The organism is Flavobacterium flavipigmentatum, assembly GCF_020911905.1.
GTDB classification, from domain to species: domain Bacteria; phylum Bacteroidota; class Bacteroidia; order Flavobacteriales; family Flavobacteriaceae; genus Flavobacterium; species Flavobacterium flavipigmentatum.
The window spans coordinates 2,135,061-2,158,868 of record NZ_CP087133.1; the positions used below are offsets into that span (position 1 = coordinate 2,135,061).

Annotated in this window: 22 protein-coding genes; 13 read left to right on the top strand and 9 right to left on the bottom strand. The window is 34.9% G+C overall.

Features of this window, described 5'->3' with window-relative positions; genetic code table 11:
• Positions 1–18: 18 nt before the first annotated feature.
• A complete protein-coding gene (locus tag LNP22_RS09370; protein ID WP_229976371.1) occupies positions 19–639 on the top strand; it encodes a DUF4230 domain-containing protein in 621 nt (206 codons plus the stop codon).
• A gap of 165 nt (positions 640–804) precedes the next feature.
• Here the strand turns inward: LNP22_RS09370 and LNP22_RS09375 are convergent, their stop codons facing one another.
• Complete coding sequence (locus LNP22_RS09375; RefSeq protein WP_229976302.1) at positions 805–2,562, bottom strand: aromatic amino acid hydroxylase; 1,758 nt, start codon at positions 2,560–2,562, stop codon at positions 805–807.
• A 218-nt stretch (positions 2,563–2,780) separates the two neighbouring features.
• Between LNP22_RS09375 and LNP22_RS09380 the strand changes: the two genes are divergently transcribed.
• Entirely contained in the window at positions 2,781–3,869 is a 1,089-nt protein-coding gene (locus tag LNP22_RS09380) for a DKNYY domain-containing protein (protein WP_229976303.1), read from the top strand.
• A 6-nt stretch (positions 3,870–3,875) separates the two neighbouring features.
• Here the strand turns inward: LNP22_RS09380 and LNP22_RS09385 are convergent, their stop codons facing one another.
• A complete protein-coding gene (locus LNP22_RS09385) occupies positions 3,876–4,256 on the bottom strand; it encodes a group III truncated hemoglobin (protein WP_229976304.1) in 381 nt (126 codons plus the stop codon).
• 395 nt (positions 4,257–4,651) lie between these two features.
• Here LNP22_RS09385 and LNP22_RS09390 point away from each other — a divergent pair, with 395 nt between their 5' ends.
• Positions 4,652–6,796, top strand: coding sequence for an RICIN domain-containing protein (locus LNP22_RS09390; protein ID WP_229976305.1), 2,145 nt, complete (start codon positions 4,652–4,654; stop codon positions 6,794–6,796).
• Between the two features lie 218 nt (positions 6,797–7,014).
• Here LNP22_RS09390 and LNP22_RS09395 read toward each other — a convergent pair whose 3' ends face one another.
• The 3 genes from LNP22_RS09395 to LNP22_RS09405 form a co-directional block, all read right to left on the bottom strand.
• On the bottom strand, positions 7,015–7,554 hold the full coding sequence (locus LNP22_RS09395; protein WP_229976306.1) for a DUF4136 domain-containing protein: 540 nt from the start codon (positions 7,552–7,554) through the stop codon (positions 7,015–7,017).
• Positions 7,555–7,596: 42 nt separating this feature from the next.
• Positions 7,597–9,576, bottom strand: coding sequence for a urocanate hydratase (gene hutU, locus LNP22_RS09400; RefSeq protein WP_229976307.1), 1,980 nt, complete (start codon positions 9,574–9,576; stop codon positions 7,597–7,599).
• 222 nt (positions 9,577–9,798) lie between these two features.
• Positions 9,799–9,981 (bottom strand): C1orf53 family protein, encoded by a 183-nt coding sequence (locus tag LNP22_RS09405; protein WP_210666907.1) that lies wholly within the window; start codon positions 9,979–9,981, stop codon positions 9,799–9,801.
• Between the two features lie 114 nt (positions 9,982–10,095).
• On the opposite strand from LNP22_RS09405, the gene LNP22_RS09410 reads away from it, so the two are divergent.
• The 7 genes from LNP22_RS09410 (at position 10,096) to LNP22_RS09440 (ending at position 17,807) form a co-directional block, all read left to right on the top strand.
• Complete coding sequence (locus LNP22_RS09410) at positions 10,096–10,437, top strand: hypothetical protein (protein ID WP_229976308.1); 342 nt, start codon at positions 10,096–10,098, stop codon at positions 10,435–10,437.
• A gap of 2 nt (positions 10,438–10,439) precedes the next feature.
• Positions 10,440–11,336, top strand: coding sequence for a 1-aminocyclopropane-1-carboxylate deaminase/D-cysteine desulfhydrase (locus tag LNP22_RS09415; protein WP_229976309.1), 897 nt, complete (start codon positions 10,440–10,442; stop codon positions 11,334–11,336).
• A complete protein-coding gene (locus LNP22_RS09420) occupies positions 11,329–12,213 on the top strand; it encodes a glucosaminidase domain-containing protein (RefSeq protein ID WP_229976310.1) in 885 nt (294 codons plus the stop codon). The genes LNP22_RS09415 and LNP22_RS09420 overlap by 8 nt, the downstream gene beginning before the upstream one ends.
• 56 nt (positions 12,214–12,269) lie before the next feature.
• The gene (locus LNP22_RS09425; RefSeq protein WP_229976311.1) at positions 12,270–12,521 is read left to right on the top strand and encodes a hypothetical protein; all 252 of its coding nucleotides are present in this window, start codon (positions 12,270–12,272) and stop codon (positions 12,519–12,521) included.
• A 39-nt stretch (positions 12,522–12,560) separates the two neighbouring features.
• The gene (gene hemL, locus LNP22_RS09430; RefSeq protein ID WP_229976312.1) at positions 12,561–13,847 is read left to right on the top strand and encodes a glutamate-1-semialdehyde 2,1-aminomutase; all 1,287 of its coding nucleotides are present in this window, start codon (positions 12,561–12,563) and stop codon (positions 13,845–13,847) included.
• 290 nt (positions 13,848–14,137) lie between these two features.
• Positions 14,138–15,073, top strand: coding sequence for a hypothetical protein (locus tag LNP22_RS09435; protein WP_229976313.1), 936 nt, complete (start codon positions 14,138–14,140; stop codon positions 15,071–15,073).
• Between the two features lie 256 nt (positions 15,074–15,329).
• Positions 15,330–17,807 carry a zinc-dependent metalloprotease gene (locus tag LNP22_RS09440; protein ID WP_229976314.1) on the top strand — a complete coding sequence of 826 codons (2,478 nt, stop codon included), beginning with the start codon at positions 15,330–15,332 and terminating at the stop codon, positions 17,805–17,807.
• Positions 17,808–17,862: 55 nt separating this feature from the next.
• Here the strand turns inward: LNP22_RS09440 and LNP22_RS09445 are convergent, their stop codons facing one another.
• On the bottom strand, positions 17,863–18,309 hold the full coding sequence (locus LNP22_RS09445) for a DUF4890 domain-containing protein (RefSeq protein ID WP_229976315.1): 447 nt from the start codon (positions 18,307–18,309) through the stop codon (positions 17,863–17,865).
• Positions 18,310–18,491: 182 nt separating this feature from the next.
• On the opposite strand from LNP22_RS09445, the gene LNP22_RS09450 reads away from it, so the two are divergent.
• Positions 18,492–19,511, top strand: coding sequence for a 2-hydroxyacid dehydrogenase (locus LNP22_RS09450; RefSeq protein ID WP_229976316.1), 1,020 nt, complete (start codon positions 18,492–18,494; stop codon positions 19,509–19,511).
• A 4-nt stretch (positions 19,512–19,515) separates the two neighbouring features.
• Here LNP22_RS09450 and LNP22_RS09455 read toward each other — a convergent pair whose 3' ends face one another.
• From LNP22_RS09455 to lysS, 3 genes are all read right to left on the bottom strand, one after another.
• Entirely contained in the window at positions 19,516–19,827 is a 312-nt protein-coding gene (locus tag LNP22_RS09455; RefSeq protein WP_229976317.1) for a type II toxin-antitoxin system RelE/ParE family toxin, read from the bottom strand.
• Positions 19,812–20,045 (bottom strand): hypothetical protein, encoded by a 234-nt coding sequence (locus tag LNP22_RS09460; protein ID WP_229976318.1) that lies wholly within the window; start codon positions 20,043–20,045, stop codon positions 19,812–19,814. Before LNP22_RS09460 ends, LNP22_RS09455 begins: the two co-directional genes overlap by 16 nt.
• Before the next feature lie 102 nt (positions 20,046–20,147).
• Positions 20,148–21,851, bottom strand: coding sequence for a lysine--tRNA ligase (gene lysS / locus LNP22_RS09465; protein ID WP_210666898.1), 1,704 nt, complete (start codon positions 21,849–21,851; stop codon positions 20,148–20,150).
• A 383-nt stretch (positions 21,852–22,234) separates the two neighbouring features.
• On the opposite strand from lysS, the gene LNP22_RS09470 reads away from it, so the two are divergent.
• Together LNP22_RS09470 and LNP22_RS09475 are read left to right on the top strand one after the other, a co-directional pair.
• Positions 22,235–22,960: a hypothetical protein gene (locus LNP22_RS09470; RefSeq protein ID WP_229976319.1), complete on the top strand. Its 726-nt coding sequence runs from the start codon at positions 22,235–22,237 to the stop codon at positions 22,958–22,960.
• A gap of 89 nt (positions 22,961–23,049) precedes the next feature.
• Positions 23,050–23,805, top strand: coding sequence for a hypothetical protein (locus tag LNP22_RS09475; RefSeq protein WP_229976320.1), 756 nt, complete (start codon positions 23,050–23,052; stop codon positions 23,803–23,805).
• Positions 23,806–23,808: the final 3 nt, after the last annotated feature.

The following is a 23,808-nucleotide window of genomic DNA, read 5'->3' on the forward strand; positions in this document are numbered from 1 at the left end:
TTGAATCGAATGCAAAATATGCTCAAAAGAATCTTAGTTGTAATCGTAATTATAGTCGGTATTGTCTTTGCTTTCAAATATTGTGAATTCAAAAAAGAAGACGATTCAACCATTGATTATAACACCAATTTAATTCAGCAACAAATTCTGAATGTTGGTAAATTGGTTGTCACCGAAGGTCATTTTTCTGAAGTGCTCACCTATAAAAACCAGGCCAAGTATTTGATGGACATGCTTTCTTTTGAAAAAAAAGCATTAATAGTGGTCAATGTAAAAGTTACTGTTGCGTATGATTTGCATAAAATGAAATACGATATTGATGAAAAAAATAAAACGATAACGATTTTAAATATTCCAAAAGAAGAAATTAGCATTAATCCGGATATTCAGTTTTATGATGTAGAGCAGAGTAAGCTAAATCCTTTTACTGGAGAAGATTACAATAAAATCAACAAATCGGTAAAAGCCAATCTGGCTAAGAAAATCGAAAAGTCATCTTTAAAAACCAATGCTCAAAATCGATTAATTACCGAATTATCAAAAATTTTAATTTTAACCAATACAATGGGTTGGAAACTGCAATATAACGGAAAAGTGATCGAAACAGAAAAAGAATTAAGTGCCGATTTAAAATTGTAAAAGAAGAGACACAAAGCTTCATAGTGACAAAGGCTCAAAGGTTTTTTACACACAATCTTTTCATTTCGACGAAGGAAATCTCCACTATTAACTCCGCAACGAAAGTCCAATCTTTTTAGAACTTCTCGCAAAGATTTCTTCTTTGTCGAAATGAAAGTTATAGCTTTAAACAGCTTCCTTGTCAAAAATCAAATCCAATCCGCCAGCGATTAAATGCGCTACTTCCGGACGTTTTTGTTTTAATTGATCAAGGTAAACCAATACTTCCTGCAATAGTTGTTTCTCATCCGCATCTTTCAAAAGCTCAGTAATTTCAACAGCCAATAACCAATCGTTAGGATGATTATTTTGTAGTTTTTCGAAAACAGTTTTTAGTTGAGATCTAGAATCTTTACTTTCTCTCATCAGGCGAACCGTATGGTATAAAACTTCCAAATCATCGCGTTCCGGTGTATGTTTTGCTTTTATTGTTGTTGTTTTTGGAACGGCATTTACTAGGTCAAAACTATTTACATCAGCAGGTCCTGAAAAGGCAGAAACCACTTTTTTACCAATCGCCATATCATAATTACCCCATTCAGGCTGAAACAAAATGCTTTCGCCATGAGTTACGGTACAATTTCTAAAGCTAATCAGGATAATTTCGCCATGCAAATTTCTGGAACCTGTAATAATTTCTCCTTCAACAATAATATTGCCTTCAAATTCTAGTTTTACGGTTTTACTTTCTACGATACTGTAGGCTTGTAAATCTTTCGGGCTCATGTCTTCAATTGCGAGATTAAAACCTTTTAACTTCCCAATAGGGCTCCCAAATCCGTCTGGATGGGTCAAAGTTCCGTGGCTTACTAATTCTTTTTCACGGTAAGACAAAGCAGTTTTGCCCGTTGTCTGGATATAAACAGGTTTTCCTTCCTCTTCGATAACATTGGTAAAAACGCCAGAAATTTGTAATCCCGTACTCAATTCGATAGTGCCTAAAGCGTTAGAATGAATGAGTTTCTGAATTCCTGAAAGTCCTCCTGTACGCAAAGCCATTTTATTAGCAAATTCTTCCAAAATCAAACTGAGATGAGAAAAATTAGGCGTTACATAAAGTTGAGGTTGCAGTTGTGTAATATCAAAATTCTGGTTTGCAGCCGATATATCATAAGGGATTTTCTTCACGTTATCCGTCATACACCATGCACTTTCCCCTATAGAAGACAATAATCCAGCGCCATATATTTTAGGGTTTTCAACAGTCCCGATTAAACCGTACTCGACCGTCCACCAATGCAAATTTCGAATTTGAGCCATTTCAGACAATTCCCCCATGTTATTTTGCAGGTAGGCAACTGCTTTTTCGGCTTCATCTATTTTTTCTTGAGGAGTATCTTCGGCTTCTTTCAGGATAGAAAGCAGTCGAATTGCCTCGTACATTTGATAATCTTTGTGCGATGAAATTGCTTTACAACCAATTTCTCCAAAACGGCGCAAATATTCGGCATATTCAGGATTTGCAATAATAGGCGCATGTCCCGCACCTTCGTGAATGATATCTGGAGCTGGCGTATATTCTATATGTTCCAACTGTCGAATGTCGGAAGCAATCACCAGAACATTGTAAGCCTGAAATTCCATAAAAGCATTCGGCGGAATAAATCCGTCAACCGCAACAGCAGCCCATCCAATCTCGGTCAGGATACGATTCATGCCATACATACTCGGTATAGAATCAATCTGGATTCCCGTTTTTTGCAAACCATCCAAGTATGAATGATGCGCCACTTTTGATAAATAATCCACATTTTTGCGCATTACATAACGCCAAACGGCCTGATTAATTGGCGTATAATCGCTATAATCTTGCGGTTTGATAAATTGCTTTAAATGTTTTGGCAATCTTTCTAATAACGGATTTGTTTCAATAGTTGCATTCATTTCGAAATCGTTGTAGGATGAGAATGTAAAATTACGAATTTCAAGTACTAAAATAAACTTTTTTAAAATAGATTTTTAAAAATAAGATCATTCTATTGCGCAATCTCTAATTTATGATAAAAATCAAATATAGATTTTTCTTCTATTAAAAATTGGTATTAGAATAAAACAAAATAAGTAGTTTTACAAGTCGTATCCATTACAACAAATATAGAATCATGAAAGTTTTCTTAATCGTTTCGGCAATTATTATTTTATTTCTCTTAGGGATCAGGTATTTTTTGTTTAAAATTGGAGATCCTATAAATGCAAAAGTGTCAAATTCCTATTTTCATCATTACAGAAAAAACCTGATCGTTTATTCGCCTATGGGCAATTGGTTTGAATTGGGTTATTTTGAATCTGATGCAGATGTTGCGACTTTTCAGCCCATAAATATAGATTTCGGAAAAGATAAAAACAATATTTTCTGGAAAGGAAGAAAGCAATCTGTTGATTACGATACTTTTGAAATAGATGATTCTTATATTATTAAAGATAAAGATCATGTTTACATTACAAATGGGAAGAGCTTTGATTTATTGGAGATCATCGATGGTGCTGATCCTAAAACGTATCAATTATTAGATGCGTCTTTAAAGGATTATCGTCGCAATAATTGGTTTAAAGATGCTCATGCGGTTTATTATAAAAATAAAAAAATTGAAGGTGATCCTAAAACTTTCCATCCCGTAAATGATATGATTGCTGTGGATGCCAATTTTATTTATGCTATCATTAGTTACAGAGGCGAGGGACAAGAAATGTTGGAGGTAAATGAAGTGATCCAAAAACACAAAATGATTGAAGGCGAAATTCATCCTATAAATGAGTCTTATGCTCAGATTGGTAATGCTGTTGTTTCTGCTTTTACGAATGCCGAATTTGAAATTCATACTTTCGATACTATCAAAAGAATTAGAAAAATTGATTACTGGAACGTAATTGTAGATCATATTTTGATTAATAAAGGCGTTTTATATCCTGAAATTGATGCAGAAAGTTTTGAAATCATAGAAAATGATTTTTCAAGAGATAAGAATAGCATTTATTATTGTTGTAAAAAAATCGTTGGTGTGGAGTATTCAAGTTTCAAAATTATTTCTGACAAATACTCCATAGACACAAAAAATGTTTATTTCCGGAATGCTATTGTTAAAGGAGCAAATCCCGAAACATTCCAATCTGCTTCTGAATATGATGTATGGGAAGATGGACAAAATCGATATAAAGACGGAAAGGCGATTTCCTCTTTAAGCAATAAGTAAAAAAAGTTATTTTTCCTGATTTCTAAAATATTCAATTTTATAATGAAACATATAAGCCATGTTTGCAGCTCGCACTTTGGCTTCTTCGGCTAATTTTCCAGTAAATAACGTATCTACGGTAGTAGTAAAAAGTTCCATCCAACGGTCAAAATGAACTTGATTTACAGGCAAATGTTTGTGCGGAGGAAAAGGACTACCGGAATAAGTATGTTCTTCTAATAAAATGGTTTGCCAAAAACGATACATTTTCTCGAGATGTTCTGGCCATCTTCCGATCATTTTCTGATTGAAAATAGGACCAATGAGATCGTCTTTCTGTACTTTTTCATAAAATGTATTTACTAAAAGAGTGATGTCTTCGAGATTGCCAATATCTTGTAGTTGCATGTTTTGAAGTTTTAATATCAGTTACAAAAGTACGCTTTAACGATCTGTTTGCAGAATGATAAGTATCCTTTTTATATTAATTAGATAAGTTTAAAAACCAATAAATTTAAGAGCTAAAATTGTTTTTTTTGATATAAAAAAGATGTAAAAACTTTTTAGAATATAGTAAAAAAATAAGGTAAGGTTTTTGTGCTATTTTTAATTTTTATAACATTGAAAATCAATTATTTGAAAAATATTTAGATAAGTTTTTGTACAGGTAAAATTTTAAAATGATGTGTATTTGTTAAGTTGTAAAAATACATATTTAATTAAATTTCTCATAATATTGAGGTGAATTAATAAAATTAATCTTAAAAAATAAGAAAAATTTAATTATCTAAAATTGTAAAACTATGATCAAAATTACCCCAAAAAACCAAAAACAAACGAAATTTAAAAGAATAATGTATTTCATTATGATGATTTCGTTTTCGATTCAAACCATTGCCCAAACAGTAACGCCTTGGATGACGACTGGAGATCAAACAAAATTGTTGCAGCAACAGGCTAATGTTAGCTTTGGAGCCAATTCAGGAAGTAATCCTTCCACAATTACGATTAATCCAGCCACAACTTATCAAACTATGGATGGATTTGGCTACACACTTACTGAAGGAAGTTGCGAAGTCATTAGCGCAATGGCGGCTACGCAGCAGAACCAATTGTTAAATGATTTATATAACCCAATTACCGGTTTGAATGCCAGCGTAGTTCGTATAAGTATTGCAGCTTCTGATTTGAGTAGTTCTTCATACAGTTATAATGAAACTTCGGGAGATGTTAATATGAATAATTTTAGTCTCAACGGACCAGATCTTACGTACTTGATTCCAATTATAAAAAAAATACAACTTATCAATCCAAATATCAAGATATTAGCTACTCCATGGTCTGCACCACGATGGATGAAAACGAATAATTCTTGGGTTGGCGGAAGTTTGCAAACACAATATTATGCTGCTTATGCCAAATATTTTGTAAAATACTTTGCTGCCATGCAAGCACAGGGAATTTCAATTTGGGGAATTACGCCTCAAAATGAACCTGAAAACCCTTATAACGAACCAAGCATGTTAATGAATTCTACAGAGCAAAAGAATTTTATCAATACGCAACTTGGACCTCAAATGGCAGCTGCTGGTTATGCTAATATAAAAATCATAGCGTTTGATCATAATTGTGATAATACCGCCTATCCTATTGATGTTTTAAATAACAGCAGTTATGTTGATGGCGCTGCATTTCATTTGTATTCTGGAAGTATTTCGGCGATGTCAACGGTGCGAAATGCAACTAATAAAAATGTGTATTTTACAGAACAATATACGGGCGCTGGAGGAAGTTTTAGCGGTGATTTTGGATGGCACATGCAAAATGTTGTTATTGGAGGAGCCAATAACTGGGCAAAAACCCTTTTAGAATGGAATGCAGCGAACAATCCAAGTTTAGGACCTCGTACTCCTGGCGGATGCAGTACATGTTTAGGAGCTGTAACAGTTAATAATAGTACAAGTTATACTAAAAATGTGGCTTATTATATTATTGGTCAAATCTCAAAATTTGTCAAACCAGGGGCTTTAAGAATTTCATCTTCAAGCACAAACGGATCAATTGTTTCAGCTGGATTTAAAAATCCTGACGGTTCTATTGCACTTGTTGTTTACAATTCGGGAGGATCTGCAAATACAATTAGAGTTGTTTCTGGAGCATCAGCATTTGAGTATTCAGTTCCTGCGTCATCTGCGGTGACATTTAACTGGTCAGCGGGAAATCCGGTCGTAAATTTGCCGGGTTACTATAATATAATTTCAAGAAACAGCAACAAAGGATTAGATGTTGCAGATTATTCTACTGCCAGTGGAGGTCGCATTCAGCAGTATGATATTGCCAACGGAGGAGGAAATAATCAGCGCTGGAAGTTTGTTCCTGACGGAAATGGCAATCATTACATCATTGTAAAATCAAGCGGATTGTATTTGGCCACTGAAAATAACAGCACTGCTGATGGCGTAAAAGTACAGCAAAGAACATTTTCAGCTTCAAATGAGTTTAAATGGATAGTTACCAGTCTTGGCGGAGGTTATTATAAAATTATTAATTTAAATAGCGGAAAATCATTAGATGTAGAAAATGTTTCAACGGCAAACGGCGCTAATATTCAGGTATGGTCATATACAGGCGGGTTAAACCAACAATGGCAATTGGCACAGGTAGAATCTACGGCTAAAAAAGTTGCGATAGAAGACGCAAATGCTTCATCTGATTTTTCTTTGTATATAAATGCAACGAATGATTATTTAAAAATCAATACTCCAAATTCAGGTTCTGGTCAGGTTGAGATTTATTCGGTAGCAGGTCAGAGTGTTCTCAAAAGAGCAATTGACTTTGTTGAAGGAAATGAAACTGAAGTGGAAATTTCAAAATTACCAAAAGGACTTTATGTTGTGAAAGTCAATGATAGTAAAAGATCTTATTCTAAAAAAGTTATGAAACAATAATAGAAAATTGGAAATTTAATTAGTAATTTTATTTTTGATTTTAAAAGACTGCGTGATATTCTCGCAGTCTTTTTTTTGCCTTGAATTCTTCAAATTGGCACTAAATTTAGTATTCAAAAGGGAAAAAATTTGAGGTTAATCAATAATAAAAAAACCTTCCAATTCGGAAGGTTTTATAGTATTGTATTTCGGTTTATGTAGTATAAAATCTCGCAATCTTATTGTTTTTTAACCGGAGGATATTGTGCCAAAATTTTGGTTACAAATTCGGCTACTTTTTCATCTTTTTTGTCAACGTTTTTTGTCAAAGTACCAATTCCTTCCCCTTGCCAGATCATTTCTTTCTTTTTAGCATCAATAAAATCAATAAATAAAGTACCTTCAGTAGAAGTAGAAACAGTAGTTTGTCCTCCGTACATCATAAAAGGATTCCATCCAAAGCCCCAACCATAACCCCAGCCAGCATTAAATTGGTTGACATCAACTTGTTCTCTTGATTTGGTAAAAATATTTATTAAAAGATCAGGATTTTCGCTTTTTGTAAAACCTTTGGCCTGCATTTGGTCATCAATAGCGCGAAGGATGCGTCTTTTGTCTAGATCAGAAATTTCGACTTTGTCAATTCCTGATTTAAAAAAAGCATACGTTTTATAAGGTGCAAAATCTACCTTTTTATCGTAATCAGAATAAACACTAACAGTGCTGCATGACGTTAGTATTAAAAGTAAAAAAAACGGTACTAATTTTAAGATTTTCATATTTTTAAAGTTTTAATGTTCTAATTTTAAATAAACAATGCCCTATGAAAATAAACTTTCGTCTACCACATTTGGTAGTGTTACTTTTATCAAAGGTTCTGCATGCATCGCTCTTTTGATAGCAAAAACAGCTTCCGGATTTCTAGCCCAGCTTCTTCTCGAAATTCCGTTATTCACATCCCAAAAAAGCATTGATGCTAAACGCCTTGACGCTTCTTTAGATCCATCAAGAACCATACCAAATCCACCGTTTATTACCTCGCCCCAGCCAACACCGCCGCCGTTATGAATAGAAACCCAAGTAGCACCTCTAAAGCTATCTCCAATAACGTTTTGAATGGCCATATCGGCTGTAAAACGCGAACCGTCGTAGATATTAGAAGTTTCTCTGTACGGAGAATCGGTACCCGAAACATCATGATGATCGCGGCCCAAAACCACAGTTCCAATTTCTCCTTTGGCGATAGCTTGATTAAACGCTTCTGCGATTTTTATGCGTCCTTCTGCATCAGCATATAATATTCTGGCTTGAGAACCCACAACCAATTTATTTTCCTGCGCGCCTTTAATCCATTTGATGTTGTCCTGCATTTGCTGCTGAATTTCATCTGGAGCCGTTTTTGCCATTTCTTCTAAAACTTGGCTAGCGATAGCATCTGTTTTTTGCAAATCTTCGGGTTTTCCAGAAGCGCAAACCCATCTAAAAGGGCCAAAACCATAATCAAAGCACATGGGTCCCATAATGTCCTGCACGTAACTAGGATATTTAAAATCGATTTTATTTTCTGCCATTACAGCTGCACCAGCCCGCGAAGATTCAAGTAAAAAGGCATTTCCGTAATCAAAAAAGTACGTTCCTTTTGCGGTATGTTTGTTGATAGCATCGGCATGTCTGCGCAAGGTTTCCTGTACTTTTTCTTTGAATAATTCAGGATTTTTAGACATCATTTCGTTGGCTTCATCAAATGAAATTCCAACAGGATAATAACCGCCCGCCCAAGGATTATGAAGTGAAGTTTGGTCTGAACCTAAATCAATTTGAATGTTTTCTTTATCGAAACATTCCCAAACGTCTACGGCATTCCCTAAATAAGCAATCGAAACCACTTCTTTATTGGCTTTCGCCGAATTGACCCTTTTAACCAATTCTGCTGTCGAAGTTACGACTTCGTTAATCCAGCCTTGTTCGTGACGAATTTTGGTAATTTTAGGATTTACTTCAGCGCAGACTGTGATACAACCCGCAATATTTCCTGCTTTTGGTTGTGCGCCCGACATTCCGCCAAGCCCAGAAGTTACAAATAAACTACCTTCAGGACTTTTCTTTATTTTTCTAAAGCCATTCAAAACTGTAATCGTAGTTCCGTGTACAATTCCTTGTGGACCGATGTACATATAACTTCCAGCCGTCATTTGCCCGTATTGCGAAACGCCCAAAGCATTCATTTTTTCCCAATCATCTGGTTTAGAATAATTCGGAATCACCATTCCGTTTGTAACGACTACTCTTGGCGCTTCTTTATGCGAAGGAAACAGACCCATCGGATGTCCAGAATACATTGTTAAGGTTTGCTCGTCTGTCATTTCAGACAAATATTGCATGGTCAATAAATATTGTGCCCAGTTCTGAAAAACAGCACCATTGCCACCATACGTAATCAACTCATGTGGATGCTGCGCTACGGCATAATCCAAATTATTCTGAATCATGTGCATAATGGCTTTTGCCTGCAATGATTTTCCTGGATATTCGTCAATTGGTCGCGCATACATTTTATAATCGGGACGCAGGCGATACATGTAAATACGTCCATAAGTTTCTAATTCAGCTGAAAATTCCGGAAGTAATTCGGCGTGATGTTTAGCTTCAAAATAACGTAAAGCATTTTTTAAAGCTAATTTTTTTTCTTCTGCCGAAAGAATTTCTTTTCGTTTTGGTGCGTGATTAATAGCCAAATCGTATGCTGCCTTCGGAGGCAATATTGTTGGAATTCCTTGTTGTATTTGTTCTTTGAAAGTCATTTTTTTTTAAGGTTATAAGTTGCTAAGATTCTAAGGTTTTCTTCTTTAATGAAAATCTTTATCTGATTATTTCTGTTAAAAAAATGAACTAGGGATAACGGATATCCGACCTGTGATAAGACTTGTGGATTTTAATCCTGAATTTTCTTGATTGGATATCCATTTATAATTTTAGATTGCTGATTTTAGATTTGTAAATGATCAAATTGACTCATTATCAAATTATTTTATTTTCTTCATTTCACCTGTTCGTTTGTCAAATCCGTAAGGACAATGGCGGCAACCACTTTTACAGCAGTAACCTCGTTTTAGGTGATGTTTTTCGGTAAAACATTTATAACCCTCGGGCGTATAGTAAAAATCTTCTCCTTCGATTAATTTATTTTCATTACTTTGCTCTTTCATAATCCTTTTGGGGTGCAATGTCTATTTTTGTATTAAAAAATAAATAACAGATAGATTGTTATTTTAGTGAAATAAAACAATTTTGCTTCTACAAATTTATAAATTTTACAGCTAATGTTTCTGATTGTTGCTAAATATTTAATCCCGAAAGGATATCGAGGCTTGACACTATTTCCGTTTGTGCTGGTAAAATATGATTTGGATACCACAAATAAAACGCTTTTGAACCACGAGAAAATTCATTTGAGACAACAACTCGAAATGTTTGTTTTTCCTTTTTTTGTCTGGTATTTTTTAGAATATCTAATTCGTTTCATTCAATACAAAAAAGCGGATTTGGCCTATCGTAACATTAGTTTTGAAAGAGAAGCTTACGCTAATGAAAACAATCTTTCTTATCTCAAAAACCGTTCTTTTTTTCGGTTTTTAAATTATATAACATCAAAACAAAAATAATTTTGAACCAGCAGCTTCCTGTTATTCTTCCCAACAATATTTCGGTTACGATAAAGCGCGAAGATTTGATTCATCCGTTTGTTTCCGGAAATAAATTTAGAAAACTTAAATACAATTTAATTCAGGCGAAAGCCGAAGATAAAAAAGTTTTATTGACTTTTGGAGGTGCATTTTCGAACCATATTGCGGCGGTAGCTTTTGCGGGCAAAGAACACGGTTTTAAAACTATCGGAATCATTCGAGGTGAGGAAATTTTGAGTAAAATTGAAGAAAACCCAACGTTGAAATTTGCTCAGGAAAACGGAATGGAGTTTGAATTTATTTCCAGAGAAAAGTATCGGCAAAAAAGCGAAAAAGCTTTTTTAGAAAAACTAAAAGAGAAGTTTGGCGATTTTTATTTGATTCCCGAAGGCGGCACAAATGAGTTGGCGGTAAAAGGCTGTCAGGAGATTTTGACGCCCGAAGATGCGGTTTTTGACTACGTTTGTTGTGCAGTAGGGACCGGCGGAACCATTGCCGGATTGATAAACAGCGCGTTGCCAAAGCAGAAAATTTTAGGATTTCCGGCATTAAAAGGTGATTTTTTACAAGATGAAATTCGTATTTTTGCTGAAAATGAAAACTGGAATCTGATTACAGAGTATCATTTTGGCGGTTACGGCAAGGTAAATTTAGAATTAATTGAATTTATTAATACTTTTTTTGAAGAAAACAAAGTGCCTTTAGACCCTATTTATACTGGAAAGATGGTTTTTGGCGTTATGAATTTAATAGGCAAGAAATATTTTCCGGAACATTCGAATATTTTACTCATTCACACAGGCGGTTTGCAAGGGATTGAAGGGATGAACATAAAATTGAAGAATAAGAAATTACCAATACTCAAAAGCAATGTTTAAAAAAATAATAGCACTCTTTACAATCATCATTTTGGTAAGTTGTTCTGCCAGTAAACCTACGGCAATAACAACCAGAAAGACGGCTCCCGTTCAGCAGCCAAAAGTAGTGCGTACAACCAAAAAACCGGTTTATACCAAACCTACTGCAAAAGTTACGAGAACTTCTACCCTAAATAATACGACAGAGGTAATAGAATCAACTTCAAAAACACTTGTAACAGCCGATCTGATTACGGGTTACGTAGATCAATATAAGGATATTGCTATGGGAAACATGAAAAAATATGGTATTCCTGCGAGTGTTATTTTGGCACAAGGTATTTTAGAATCGGGTGCAGGAAGAGGTGATTTGGCTGTTGCGGCCAACAATCATTTTGGTATAAAGTGCCACAAAGATTGGCTAGGAGAAAGTGTTCGCCATGATGACGATGAAGCGCAGGAATGTTTTAGAAAGTATTCAGAAGCCTCAGAATCGTATCGTGATCATGCTTTGTTTTTGGCTGGAAAAAACAGATATGCCACTTTGTTTACCTATGAAAAAGACGATTATAAAGCATGGGCAAAAGGTTTGCGAGCAGCAGGTTATGCTACAGATCCCAAATATCCTGATAAATTGATAAGTTATATTGAGCGATACAATTTACATCAATATGATTGTCAGGTTACAGGAAAAGAGTACAAGCCTTTTGAAAAGTCAATGTCAGCAGCAGCAAGTCCAAAATCTAATAGTAATGATCCGTCTTTGTATCAGGTAGAAAAAGGAGATACTTTGTATTCGATTTCTAAAAAATTTAATCTGTTGGTAGATGATTTGAAGCAGAAAAATAACCTTTCGGATACTACACTTTCAGTCGGGCAGAAGCTGATTGTCAAGTAATTTTTAATTTTAAATTAGTTTTTAATTTTTTTAAAATTTCGAGTTAAATATCATTCATGAAAAAGAAAATTTCAATTGTAATATTTACTTTTACAGCGGTTTTAGCTGGTAGGTTATTTTGTGGAGTTTATGTTCATGATGAATTTTTAGAAAGAAATCTTTTTATCAAACATCGGCCAATTTGGAAATGGCAGTTTTATTCGCCAATAGGCCAGAGTAATACGAATATCGAAAAACTATCAAAAGAAAAACAAATCGAACAAAAATATTTTAATGAGTTTATAAAAGATCAAGGTTTAAGTAGATAATTTAAGTCTAAAATCAGAGCTCAAAAATCTAATATAAAAATGATATATAAAAGAAGTAGCCAGCTTTTTGCTGAAGCAGAAAAAGTCATTCCAGGAGGAGTAAATTCTCCAGTAAGAGCCTTCAAAGCGGTAGGAGGAACTCCAATTTTTGTAAAAAGTGCAAAAGGGGCCTATCTTTTGGATGAGGATGGGAATAAATTAATCGATTATATCAACTCATGGGGGCCAATGGTTTTGGGTCATGCCTATCAGCCGGTTGTGGATGCTGTGATTGAAAAAGCAAAACTTGGAACTTCGTTTGGTATGCCCACAGAATTGGAGACAGAGATTGCAGCTTTGGCGGTTTCTATGGTGCCTAATATTGATAAAATTAGATTTGTAAATTCGGGTACAGAAGCTTGTATGAGTGCCATTCGTTTGGCGCGTGGATTTACAAAAAGAGACAAAATCATCAAATTTGCAGGTTGTTACCACGGACATTCCGATTCATTTTTGATCCAGGCCGGAAGTGGTGCTGTTACTTTTGGTTCGCCAAACAGCCCCGGAGTTACTGAGGGAACCGCAAAAGATACTTTGTTAGCCAAATACAATGATTTGGATAATGTTGCGACTTTAATTGAAGCCAACAAAAACGAAATCGCCGCCATTATTGTCGAGCCAGTTGCTGGTAATATGGGTTGTATTGTACCTCAAAAAGGATTTTTACAGGGATTGAGAGATTTGTGTACCGCAAACGGAATTTTATTGATTTTTGATGAGGTAATGACCGGTTTTCGTTTGGCTCGTGGCGGAGTTCAGGAATTATTTAATGTCAATGCAGATATTGTAACCTTTGGAAAAGTCATTGGTGGAGGCTTGCCAGTGGGTGCTTTTGCTGCTCGCGAAGAGATTATGAATTATTTGGCACCACTAGGTCCCGTCTATCAGGCAGGAACATTATCTGGAAATCCGTTGGCTATGGCGGCAGGTTTGGCGATGTTGAAAGCGCTAAATAACGAACCCGCAATTTTTGACCGTTTAGAAGAAAAAACAGCCTATCTGGCAGCAGGAATCGACAGGGTTTTGAAAGCTAATAACGTAATTTTTACGATTAATCGCGTCGGCTCAATGATTTCGGTACATTTTGATGAAAATCCGGTAGTAGATTTTCAGACTGCTGCAAAAGGCGATAACGAGACCTTCAAAAAATTCTTTCATGGATTATTGCAAGAGGGTATTTACATAGCGCCATCGGCTTATGAAACTTGGTTTATCACAGATGCTTTGACTTACGAAGACTTAGATTATACCATTAACGCAATTGATAAAGTTTCTAAAACGTTTTAAAAAACATAAAAAATAAGTTGAATCTGCTATGAAAATTATCTTTAGATATTTTTCATAGCAGATTTTTTTTAGGTAATGCCTTTGCAAATTTCACGGCAAATGCAGAAGAAATTATTTGTATTTAAACTGTAAGTAATTTATTATTTTTTGTTAAAATTGGAGATTTTAATCACTTTAACAAAATTTTAATTACATTTGTTGTAAGTAATAAAACAGCTTCGTAACGTATTCATTATTAAACAGTTCTGATGTTGTTAGCGTTGTTTTGTTTAACATAAATTATTTACAGTATGAAATTTTTTATATTTTTAATTACACTGTTAATAGTAACTGTATCTCCTGCTCAAGTTGGTATAAGCACGACCGACCCCAAGGTCACTCTTGATGTTACCGGTGAACCTAATGTACCTACAAAATTAGATGGTATTTTGCCCCCCAGATTAACGGGTGACGAGCTAAAAGCCAAGAGCTACGGCGCTTCGCAAAACGGAACCATTGTATACGTAACACAACCGTCTTTTTCGCCTTCAGGTCAGGTAATTGATGTGACAGCAAGCGGTTTGTATGTTTTTAATTTTAATATCAATAAATGGATAGCACTAGTCTCTAACTTTTCGGGGCAAAATGTTTTTTGTAATAATGATAATCCCAATAGTGCGACTATTTTTGATGATGAACTACCAGCAGTTACCAATGATAGTGCACTGACTCAAAATACACAATATATTTATTTTGGTCTTGACGCCTCCATCTGGATATGGAATGGTAGCTCTTACGTAAGTTTTGTTAAAAGTACTAACTTAAACGTGGGTCAAAGGGTGAGCGTTTATAAAACAATGGCCAATACGGTTCCAAACGCAACTGACTTGCCTTCAACAGGCTTAATAGAACTAGATGGCCTTATAAGAGTAGGACTCAATAAGGTTGATGTTAATTATTATAAACCTTATATCTTTAATTTATCAGCTAATCCTATAAAAGTTACTTTTACTTCTGCTTGTAAAGGGGCAACTATAGAGAATAGATATGCAGTGCAAGCTACAATTGCTGCAAATGCCAATCAAGGTGTCGATCTTAATGATATTACCTACTGGACCACGACCCTTACTGAAACCCTTACTGTGAATGTTATTCTTCCAAATGGTAAGTGGTATGAAATAGAATGGTATGCGTATGAAGTTAGTGCTGTAAAACAGATTTTTATGAGTGCTTTGCGTAAATTTTAAAAACCTTTTATAATATTTTTTTGTTTGATAGGAAATAGTTCTGAAGGTTCTAAAAAATAAACAGGTTATTGGCTAACACATAAATGTAAAAAATCTTCAAGTAGATCCAACGTTAAACTTTACCAAGAAATTGCCTCTTTTTTGTAATTGCCGTTTTTTTATTCGTTAATTTAAAGTTAAAAAAAAGTTCAGTTTGGTAGAGAATAGGCATCAAAAATTATTTTTGCTTATCAATTAACTACTAAAATACCACTGAATGAAGAAATTTTTCATTTGTACTGCAATAACAACATGTTTGCTATTGCCTGCTACTCAATTTGCCCAATCCAAAAAGAAAAAATCCAAAAAAGATGAAGCTGTAACTCAGGCAGCTCCTGAAAAAAAGCCAGAAGGTACAATCAAAGAATATAGCAAAGTAATTACAAAAGATGCCGTTTCTGACGATGGACTTTTTACCGTGCATAAAGTCGATAAAAAGTACTATTTTGAGATTCCAAATAAGTTATTAAACAAAGACATGCTGCTCGTTAGCCGATTGTCTAAATTACCATCAAATTTAGGAGGTGGCTACGTAAATGCGGGTTCCGAAACCAATGAGCAATTAATCGTTTGGCAACGTTTTCAGGACAAAATTCTCATCAAATCAAAAGCATACAATGCTGTTGCAAATGATACATTGCCAATAAGTATTTCGGTAAAAGCCAATAATTATGAGCCTACATTATTTGCTTTTGATATAGTTGCTTTTAGTAAAGATTCTGCCAATACGGTGATCGATGTGACTAAATTTTACAGTTCAGATGTAAAGGCCATCAGCGGAATATCGGCAGAAATGCGCGAATTATACAAAGTAAAAGGTTTGGATGATTCAAGAAGTTTTATCAACGGAATAAAAAGTTTTCCGATGAATATTGAGGTCATTCAGGATATGACATACAATGCTTCAAAACCCTCGATGTTAGAGGAGAGTGAATCAATTAGCATTCAAATGAACCAATCGATGGTTTTGTTGCCGGAAAAAATGATGCAGCCTCGATTAGCAGACCCTCGAGTGGGATGGTTTACGGTAAGCCAGTACGATTATGGCAGCAACGAATTAAAATCAGATCTTAAAACCTACATTCGCCGTTGGAGATTAGAGCCAAAAGATCCTGATGCTTATGCAAGAGGAGAATTGGTAGAACCGATAAAACCAATTGTGTACTATTTAGACCCTGCAACGCCTGAAAAACTTAGAAAATACATAAAATTAGGTATTGAAGAATGGCAAAAACCATTTGAAGCTGCCGGTTTTAAAAACGCTATTCTTGCCAAAGACGCCCCAACCAAGGAGGAAGATCCTGATTTTAGTCCTGAGGATATTCGATACTCAGTAATACGTTACGTGGCCAGTACGACCAGAAATGCTGTTGGTCCTAGTGTTTCAGACCCTAGAACAGGCGAAATTATCGAAAGTGATGTTATATGGTATCACAACCATTTGCGTTCCTACAGAAACAGATATTTGCTGGAAACGGGCGCTGCAAATCCATCTGCCAGAACTTTAAAAACGAGCGATGAAGAAATGGGAGATATGATGCGCATGGTAATTGCTCACGAAGTGGGTCATGCGCTTGGTTTTCCTCATAACATGGGTGCTAGCTGCGCTTATGATGTAGAAAGTTACAGAAATGGCGACTTTACACAGCAAAACGGAATTTCGGCAAGTATAATGGATTATGCCCGTTTTAATTATATTGCACAACCCGGAGATAAAAATATTCGTTTTATTCGAAAAATGGGTGCTTATGATAAATATGCAGTCAATTGGGGATACAGGGTGATTCCAAATGCAAAATCTGCACAGGATGAGAAGCCAACTTTAGACAAATGGATTTTGGATAATGCTGCAAATCCGATGTATAAATTCGGAAAACAAAGCAGTGCTTTCGATCCTTCTTCACAAACAGAAGATATTAGCAACAACTCGATGAAAGCAAGTTCGTATGGACTTAAAAACTTAGAGTATGTCGCAGGTCATTTACCGGAATGGACAAGTGATGTGACAAATGACTATGGAGATTTGCACGAATTATACGGAGAATTATTGGAGGTTTGGAGTAGGTATGTAGGGCATGTAGTGACCAACGTTGGAGGAGTTTACGAGAATATTAAAAACCCAAATCAAGCAGGAACGGTGTATGATGTAGTGCCAAAAGCCAAACAAATCGAAGCGATGAATTGGTTGCAAACCAATGCTTTTGCCTCTCCAACTTGGATTGTAAATACTAAAACACTAAGAAATACAGATTTTTCAGGTTACACAGAAAAATTCAGAAGTTTACAAGTGAGACATTTGAATAACTTATTGAGTTTTGGACGCATCGGCAGGTTGATGGATGCTGAAATACTGGGTACTGACAATTATAAAGCCCTAGATTTATTAAAAGATACCCGAAAAGGAATCTGGAAAGAAGCCGGTATTCCTTCTAATGTAACGATTTACAGAAGAAATTTGCAAAGAGCTTATATAGACAGAATGGCTTTTTTAATGACCGAGGAAATTAAGCCTACAGATCGCTCTACAATATATTATAATGTGGCGCAGTCGGATATCAGGGCGTTGGTTCGTGGCGAACTGACGGCTTTAAAAGCAACACTTGCTATTGCCAAAACAAGACCTGTAAATGCCGAAACAAAATACCATTATGAGGATGCTATCAAAAGAATAGATTTAATTCTTAATCCGAAATAGGGAAATGAATAAAAACAGAAAAGAGGCCTTTGTGCCTCTTTTTTATTGCCATGTATTAAATTTTTTCTTTTCTGCGCTCTTTGATTTTCTCTTTCATTTTATCCTTGTTTTCGTCCTGATTGGCTTTCCATTTGGTGTATTGGTCTGCTGTTAGAATTCCTTTCATTTTAGCGTCATTTGCCTCTTTTTCGGCTACCATTTCATCTTTTAAAGCTTTCTTTTGGTCAGTAGTAAGTTTGGTACCCGCTTCTTTCTGGTCTTTTCTCGCTTCCCTGAATTTTTCTGCTTTTGCACTTTTTTCAGCAAGTAATTGTTTTACTTGTTCCTGTTGTTTGGCATCTAGACTCAATTCTGAAGTAAGCTTTTTAAGATGTTTCTCGTTGCGCTGTTCTGGAGTCAGTCTTTCTCTTGGTTCGCTATTTGATTTTTGATCCATATCAGTATCTTGTGCAAAACTTGCAATTCCAACAAAAAGTAAAGCTGCAATAAATAATTTTTTCATGATTTGTTTTTTTAAGATTATACCAGTTAGATGTTATAAAAATCATTTGGTTTAATGGATATGTCAGAATTGTATTTTTTTTAACAAATTGACTGCGAATCTGGTAAGTTTTTATTAGAATGGTGTTTTTTAAATAAATTGCTTTAACTTTAATGGATTATGAAAACCCACAAAACATCATTATGAGTGCACTATCAGATCCTAATAAAATTGTTTTTTTTTCGACGCAACCCTATGATAAAACTTTTTTCGACCAATATAATGATGATTTTGGTTTTGAACTAGAGTTTTTTGAAACCCAATTGAACTCTCAAACGGTTATTTTAATCGAAAAAGCTACCACCGTATGTGTATTTGTAAACGACATTGTCAATGAGGCCGTTATAAAGCAATTGGCAGAAAAGGGAGTAAAAATAATTGCTTTACGCTGTGCAGGTTTTAATAATGTCGATCTGGAAGCGGCAAAAAAGTACCAAATGAAAGTGTGTCGCGTGCCTGCCTATTCGCCTCAGGCTGTTGCCGAACATGCTATGGCAATGATTTTGACATTAAATAGAAAAACCCATAAAGCCTACAACAGAGTTCGCGAACAAAATTTTTCTTTAAACGGATTATTAGGTTTTGACTTATTCGGAAAAACCATTGGAATCATCGGTACTGGAAATATTGGTAAAGCATTTGCTAAAATCGCTCTTGGTTTTGGGTGTAAAGTGTTAGCATATGATGTTGCTGCCAATCCCGAAATGGAGCAATTAGGAGTAACTTTTGTGAGCTTAGAAGTGATTTTTAAAACAAGTGATATCATTTCGCTACATTGCCCTTTAAACGAGCAAACCAAACATATCATCAACAAAAAAACGATTGATTTGATGAAAAAAAACGTCATGATCATCAATACAAGCAGAGGAGCATTAATAGAAACCAATTCTGTAATTGAAGGCTTAAAAGAGGAGAAAATCGGTTATTTAGGCATTGATGTTTATGAACAAGAGGAAAAATTGTTTTTTAAAGATTTGTCCGATGATATTATTCAGGACGATGCTATTCAGTGTCTCATGAGTTTTCCGAATGTTCTGGTAACGGCGCATCAGGCGTTTTTTACCAACGAAGCGCTAACGCAAATTGCTTTGGTTACTTTTGCTAATATAAAATCTTTATTGGCAAGGAATGATATTGATAATAAGGCGGCTTTGTTGGTGTAAATAGCTATGTTTTATTTTCTAAAATTTCAGAAAGTGTCTTAGGATTTTGACGATTATCCCAAAATGCCATAATAATTAATTCAGTTGAGGTTGTCTTATAGAAAATGTTATAATGACCCAATGTTGAGGCTCGGATATCAGAAAAGTTTGTTTTAATATAAACATGAGGATTGTTAGAAAGAAAATGAACTCGTTGTGCGATTTCAATAACCAACTTTTTTGGATATGTGGCTGATTTGTTTCTTTTAGTCCAATAACTTAGTATTTTTCTTCTTTGAATTGCTGCAGTTTTGGTCCAAATTATTTTGACAGCCATTCTAAATCTTCTTTATCTAAATCTTCCTGAGAAATGACTCTGCCATATTTTATATCTTCTTCACTTTCTTTTAGCATATCCAATTCGTATTGTTCAAATTGATATACTTCCGAAGTTTCTGCATTTTTTAATAAATCTATAATTCTCTCAAGTAAACTTAAATCTTCAATGTTTTTGAGCTTATCGAATATTTCTAATTTAATTTCTAAAGTGCTCATAATAATATGATTTTGTATGATCAAATTTATGTAAATTAAATGAAAAACCCGCCAAATTTTTTAAAATTTGGCGGGTTCTAAATATCATTAAAGGACAATAAATTACCCCAAAAGTTCAACCATTTTAAAATCACCTTCAACAGCAACTTTGGTCAAACCATGTTTAGATAAATTTTTCATGGACGCATCCCATTTTTTACCACTTAAATTAGCCGTAATTTTTAATTGCTGAAGATCCATTTTATTTTCATTTCCTTTCAATAAATCTACGATAAATTTTTCTTCATCAGAAAGTTCAATCGATGCTTGTTTTTTCTCCGGACGCATTTGCGGGAACAATAAAACTTCCTGAATAGAAGCATTGTTAGTAAGATACATGATCAAACGATCCATACCAATTCCCATTCCAGATGTTGGTGGCATACCATATTCCAAAGCTCTCAAGAAGTCTTCATCGATAACGCCATTTGCTTCATCATCACCTTTTTCAGACAAACGCATTTGATCTTCAAAACGCTCACGCTGATCAATTGGGTCATTCAATTCAGAATAAGCATTTGCTATTTCTTTACCACAAACCATCAGTTCAAAACGCTCTGTAAGCTCAGGATTGTCGCGGTGTTCTTTACATAAAGGCGACATTTCTTTAGGATAATCGGTAATAAAAGTTGGCTGAATATAATTTCCTTCACATTTCGCTCCAAAAATCTCATCAATCAATTTTCCTTTCCCCATTGTTTTATCAACATCGATTCCCATTCCTCTGGCAGCTTCAAACAATTCGTCTTCGCTTTTTCCAGAAATATCAAAACCAGTAAAATGTTTGATAGAATCGGTCATCGTCACGCGAGCATAGGGCGCTTTAAAATTAATTTTATGTTCACCAAATGTCGCTTCGCTTGTTCCGTTTACGGCAATCGCACATTGTTCCAGCAAGTCTTCGGCAAATTCCATCATCCAGTTGTAGTCTTTGTAGGCTACATATATTTCCATAGCAGTAAATTCAGGATTATGGGTTCTGTCCATTCCTTCATTTCTAAAGTTTTTAGAGAACTCATAAACACCTTCAAAACCACCAACAATAAGTCTTTTTAAGTACAATTCGTTTGCAATACGCATGTAAAGCGGAATATCAAGCGAATTATGATGTGTGATAAAAGGGCGCGCTGCAGCTCCACCCGGAATAGGTTGCAAAACCGGAGTTTCCACCTCAAGATAACCTCTGTCGTTAAAGAATTTACGCATTGCAGTAAACAATTTTGTTCTCTTGATAAAGGTCTCTTTTACGTGCTCATTCACCGTCAAATCTACATAACGCATTCTGTAACGCAATTCAGAGTCATTAAAAGCATCGTGCACCTTGCCGTCCTCATCTACTTTTGGCAAAGGCAGCGGACGCAAAGATTTACTTAAAAAAGTAAATTGGTCTACGCGAAGACATTGTGCTCCAACTTTTGTGGTAAACAATTCACCTTCAATACCAATAAAGTCACCCAAATCGGTCAATTTTTTAAATACTGTGTTGTACAAAGTTTTATCGTCACCTTCGCACAAAACATCGCGATTCACATACAATTGAATACGTCCTTCGCTATCTTGCAGCTCGGCAAAACAAGCTTTTCCCTGATCTCTCACACTCATCAAACGTCCAGCAACAACTACCTTTTTACCCTCTTCGAAAGACTCCTTAATTTGCTTTGAAGTATGATTTACTGGAAAAAGATTAGCAGGATAAGGATTGATTCCTAAGTTGCGTAAGTTTTGAAGTTTTTCTCTTCGGATGATTTCTTGTTCTGATAATGCCATTTTGTGCTCTTTTTTAAGAGTGCAAAGATAAAGAAAAGAATGTAGATTTTAGAATGCAGATTTTAGATTTTTTGTAGCAGTAATTTTCGTGTTTTCAATTGCCTTTAGTCCCGCTATTCACTTGTATCTTTTTTACTGAAAAAGCAAAAAAGGATACCGCTGCTATCGGGGCTAGAGTAGAGATTTTGTTTTTTATTAGACTTTTTGATCGAAGTGTGTTTTGTCTTTGCGAGGAACGAAGCAATCTCAATTGCTGTATCCGCAAAGTGTCTTTTAGTAGTGAGATTACTTCGTTCCTCGCAAAGACAGGACTTAAAAAAATGTAGAATCAAAACAAAAACCTCCATATCTTAGCAACTCACAACTTCAGAACCTTCAAAAGAATGAAATTCATACCATCTTTTATAATTCTAATGCTCCTCACAAGTTGCCAGATCACCGAAACGATAAATATCAATCCAGATGGAACGGGAAAGATAGAGATTACAGAGCTTCGGGATGAAAATAGTTATATGCAATTGGCAGGTGAAAATTATTCAAAAGAAGAAGAATTTAAGGATACTACCTTTGTTTTTAAAGAGTACATGATAAAGTACAAGGAAAATTTTTCTAAATATTTGCCAGCGGAGCAAGAGCTGTTTCAAAAATATGCCGATACAAAAGTGCATATAAAAAAGAGCTCTTTCGAGAAAGAATTTAGAAAAACAGTTACTTTAAAATTTAATAAAGTCACTGATATTCCAGATTTATATAAAACAGAAAACTACGCAGATGACATTAAATTTAATTATGCTTTAACAGCCGAAAAAGAGTACTGGAAAGTAGCCTATGATTTTGATGGATTAGTTTTTAAGCGAACAGTTTTGATTACAAGTCAGGAGCTGCTTCAAAAAAGCAAAGACGAATTTAACGATATGGATCCAAAGTATAAATCTTTAAAATTGGTTCAAAAATATGTCTTAAATTATCATTTTCCACGAAAAATAAAAGTAGTTTCAAATCATAAAGCTGTTATAAGTATGGATAAAAAGTCATTACAACTGGAGTTTCAACTTTCGGAGTGCATGCAAAATCCTGAAAGCACTAATTTAGAAGTGGTTTTAGAATAGTTTTTTAAAAAGCATTAATCGATTAAACAAATCAACGATTGAGCAATTAGAAATAGAGTTCGTATATTTGTATAAAAATTAAATAAACTATGAAATTATATAAAGTACTGGGTTTGTTATTAGCAATCGTATCGCTAACAAGCTGCACGTTTACCGAAAATATTTATGTAAACAAAGACGGAACAGGTAAATTATCGGTTGATATGGATGGTTCTTCTCTAATGGCAATGGCAGGCGATCAGTTGGGCAATCAAATGGGAGCAGATGCCAAGAAAAATATTGACTCAACGTTTACTTTTAAACAATTATTCGAAGAAAAAAAAGACAGCATTGCCAAACTCTCTCCGGAAGCTCAAGCCGAACTTAAAAAATTGGAGAATTTTGTAGTCAATACCAAAATGAATGCAGAAAAAAAGGAGTTTTTAATGACGCTTTCAACCGATTTTAAAAATGTAAACGAATTGCAAGATGTGCTCCAGGCTTTGAATGCCATGCAAAGACTCGAAAAAGGAGGTAGTGCAGCAATGCCTTTTGGCGGAAATTTAGGAAATAATGCTAGTAAATTAAGTTATAGTTACAACGGAAAGAAGTTTACACGAAAAGCGGTTATCGATACGCAGAAAAAAGTAGAAAAACCTGTCGATAGCACTGCCGATATGTCTAAAATGATCTTTGCTTCTTCAAGTTATACCCTAAAATACCATTTTCCGAAAGCGGTTAAAAAAGTCTCGCATCCAAACGCTTTATTTAGCGAAGATCGAAAAATAATTACCATACAATATCCTTTTACAGAGTACATGGAAACGCCGGATAAACTAAACTTGGAAGTAGAGTTTGAAAAATAATTA

What these genes read in the sequence shown, in the direction of transcription:
- LNP22_RS09460 (WP_229976318.1), bottom strand. Translation starts at nt 20,045, where the DNA reads ATGAGCACTTTAGAAATTAAATTAGAAATATTCGATAAGCTCAAAAAC.
- LNP22_RS09385 (WP_229976304.1), bottom strand. Translation starts at nt 4,256, where the DNA reads ATGCAACTACAAGATATTGGCAATCTCGAAGACATCACTCTTTTAGTA.
- LNP22_RS09440 (WP_229976314.1), top strand. Translation starts at nt 15,330, where the DNA reads ATGAAGAAATTTTTCATTTGTACTGCAATAACAACATGTTTGCTATTG.
- LNP22_RS09470 (WP_229976319.1), top strand. Translation starts at nt 22,235, where the DNA reads ATGAAATTCATACCATCTTTTATAATTCTAATGCTCCTCACAAGTTGC.
- LNP22_RS09445 (WP_229976315.1), bottom strand. Translation starts at nt 18,309, where the DNA reads ATGAAAAAATTATTTATTGCAGCTTTACTTTTTGTTGGAATTGCAAGT.
- LNP22_RS09475 (WP_229976320.1), top strand. Translation starts at nt 23,050, where the DNA reads ATGAAATTATATAAAGTACTGGGTTTGTTATTAGCAATCGTATCGCTA.
- LNP22_RS09435 (WP_229976313.1), top strand. Translation starts at nt 14,138, where the DNA reads ATGAAATTTTTTATATTTTTAATTACACTGTTAATAGTAACTGTATCT.
- LNP22_RS09370 (WP_229976371.1), top strand. Translation starts at nt 19, where the DNA reads ATGCTCAAAAGAATCTTAGTTGTAATCGTAATTATAGTCGGTATTGTC.
- hutU (WP_229976307.1), bottom strand. Translation starts at nt 9,576, where the DNA reads ATGACTTTCAAAGAACAAATACAACAAGGAATTCCAACAATATTGCCT.
- LNP22_RS09390 (WP_229976305.1), top strand. Translation starts at nt 4,652, where the DNA reads ATGATCAAAATTACCCCAAAAAACCAAAAACAAACGAAATTTAAAAGA.
- LNP22_RS09425 (WP_229976311.1), top strand. Translation starts at nt 12,270, where the DNA reads ATGAAAAAGAAAATTTCAATTGTAATATTTACTTTTACAGCGGTTTTA.
- LNP22_RS09380 (WP_229976303.1), top strand. Translation starts at nt 2,781, where the DNA reads ATGAAAGTTTTCTTAATCGTTTCGGCAATTATTATTTTATTTCTCTTA.
- LNP22_RS09450 (WP_229976316.1), top strand. Translation starts at nt 18,492, where the DNA reads ATGAGTGCACTATCAGATCCTAATAAAATTGTTTTTTTTTCGACGCAA.
- LNP22_RS09375 (WP_229976302.1), bottom strand. Translation starts at nt 2,562, where the DNA reads ATGAATGCAACTATTGAAACAAATCCGTTATTAGAAAGATTGCCAAAA.
- LNP22_RS09405 (WP_210666907.1), bottom strand. Translation starts at nt 9,981, where the DNA reads ATGAAAGAGCAAAGTAATGAAAATAAATTAATCGAAGGAGAAGATTTT.
- LNP22_RS09420 (WP_229976310.1), top strand. Translation starts at nt 11,329, where the DNA reads ATGTTTAAAAAAATAATAGCACTCTTTACAATCATCATTTTGGTAAGT.
- LNP22_RS09395 (WP_229976306.1), bottom strand. Translation starts at nt 7,554, where the DNA reads ATGAAAATCTTAAAATTAGTACCGTTTTTTTTACTTTTAATACTAACG.
- lysS (WP_210666898.1), bottom strand. Translation starts at nt 21,851, where the DNA reads ATGGCATTATCAGAACAAGAAATCATCCGAAGAGAAAAACTTCAAAAC.
- LNP22_RS09455 (WP_229976317.1), bottom strand. Translation starts at nt 19,827, where the DNA reads ATGGCTGTCAAAATAATTTGGACCAAAACTGCAGCAATTCAAAGAAGA.
- hemL (WP_229976312.1), top strand. Translation starts at nt 12,561, where the DNA reads ATGATATATAAAAGAAGTAGCCAGCTTTTTGCTGAAGCAGAAAAAGTC.
- LNP22_RS09410 (WP_229976308.1), top strand. Translation starts at nt 10,096, where the DNA reads ATGTTTCTGATTGTTGCTAAATATTTAATCCCGAAAGGATATCGAGGC.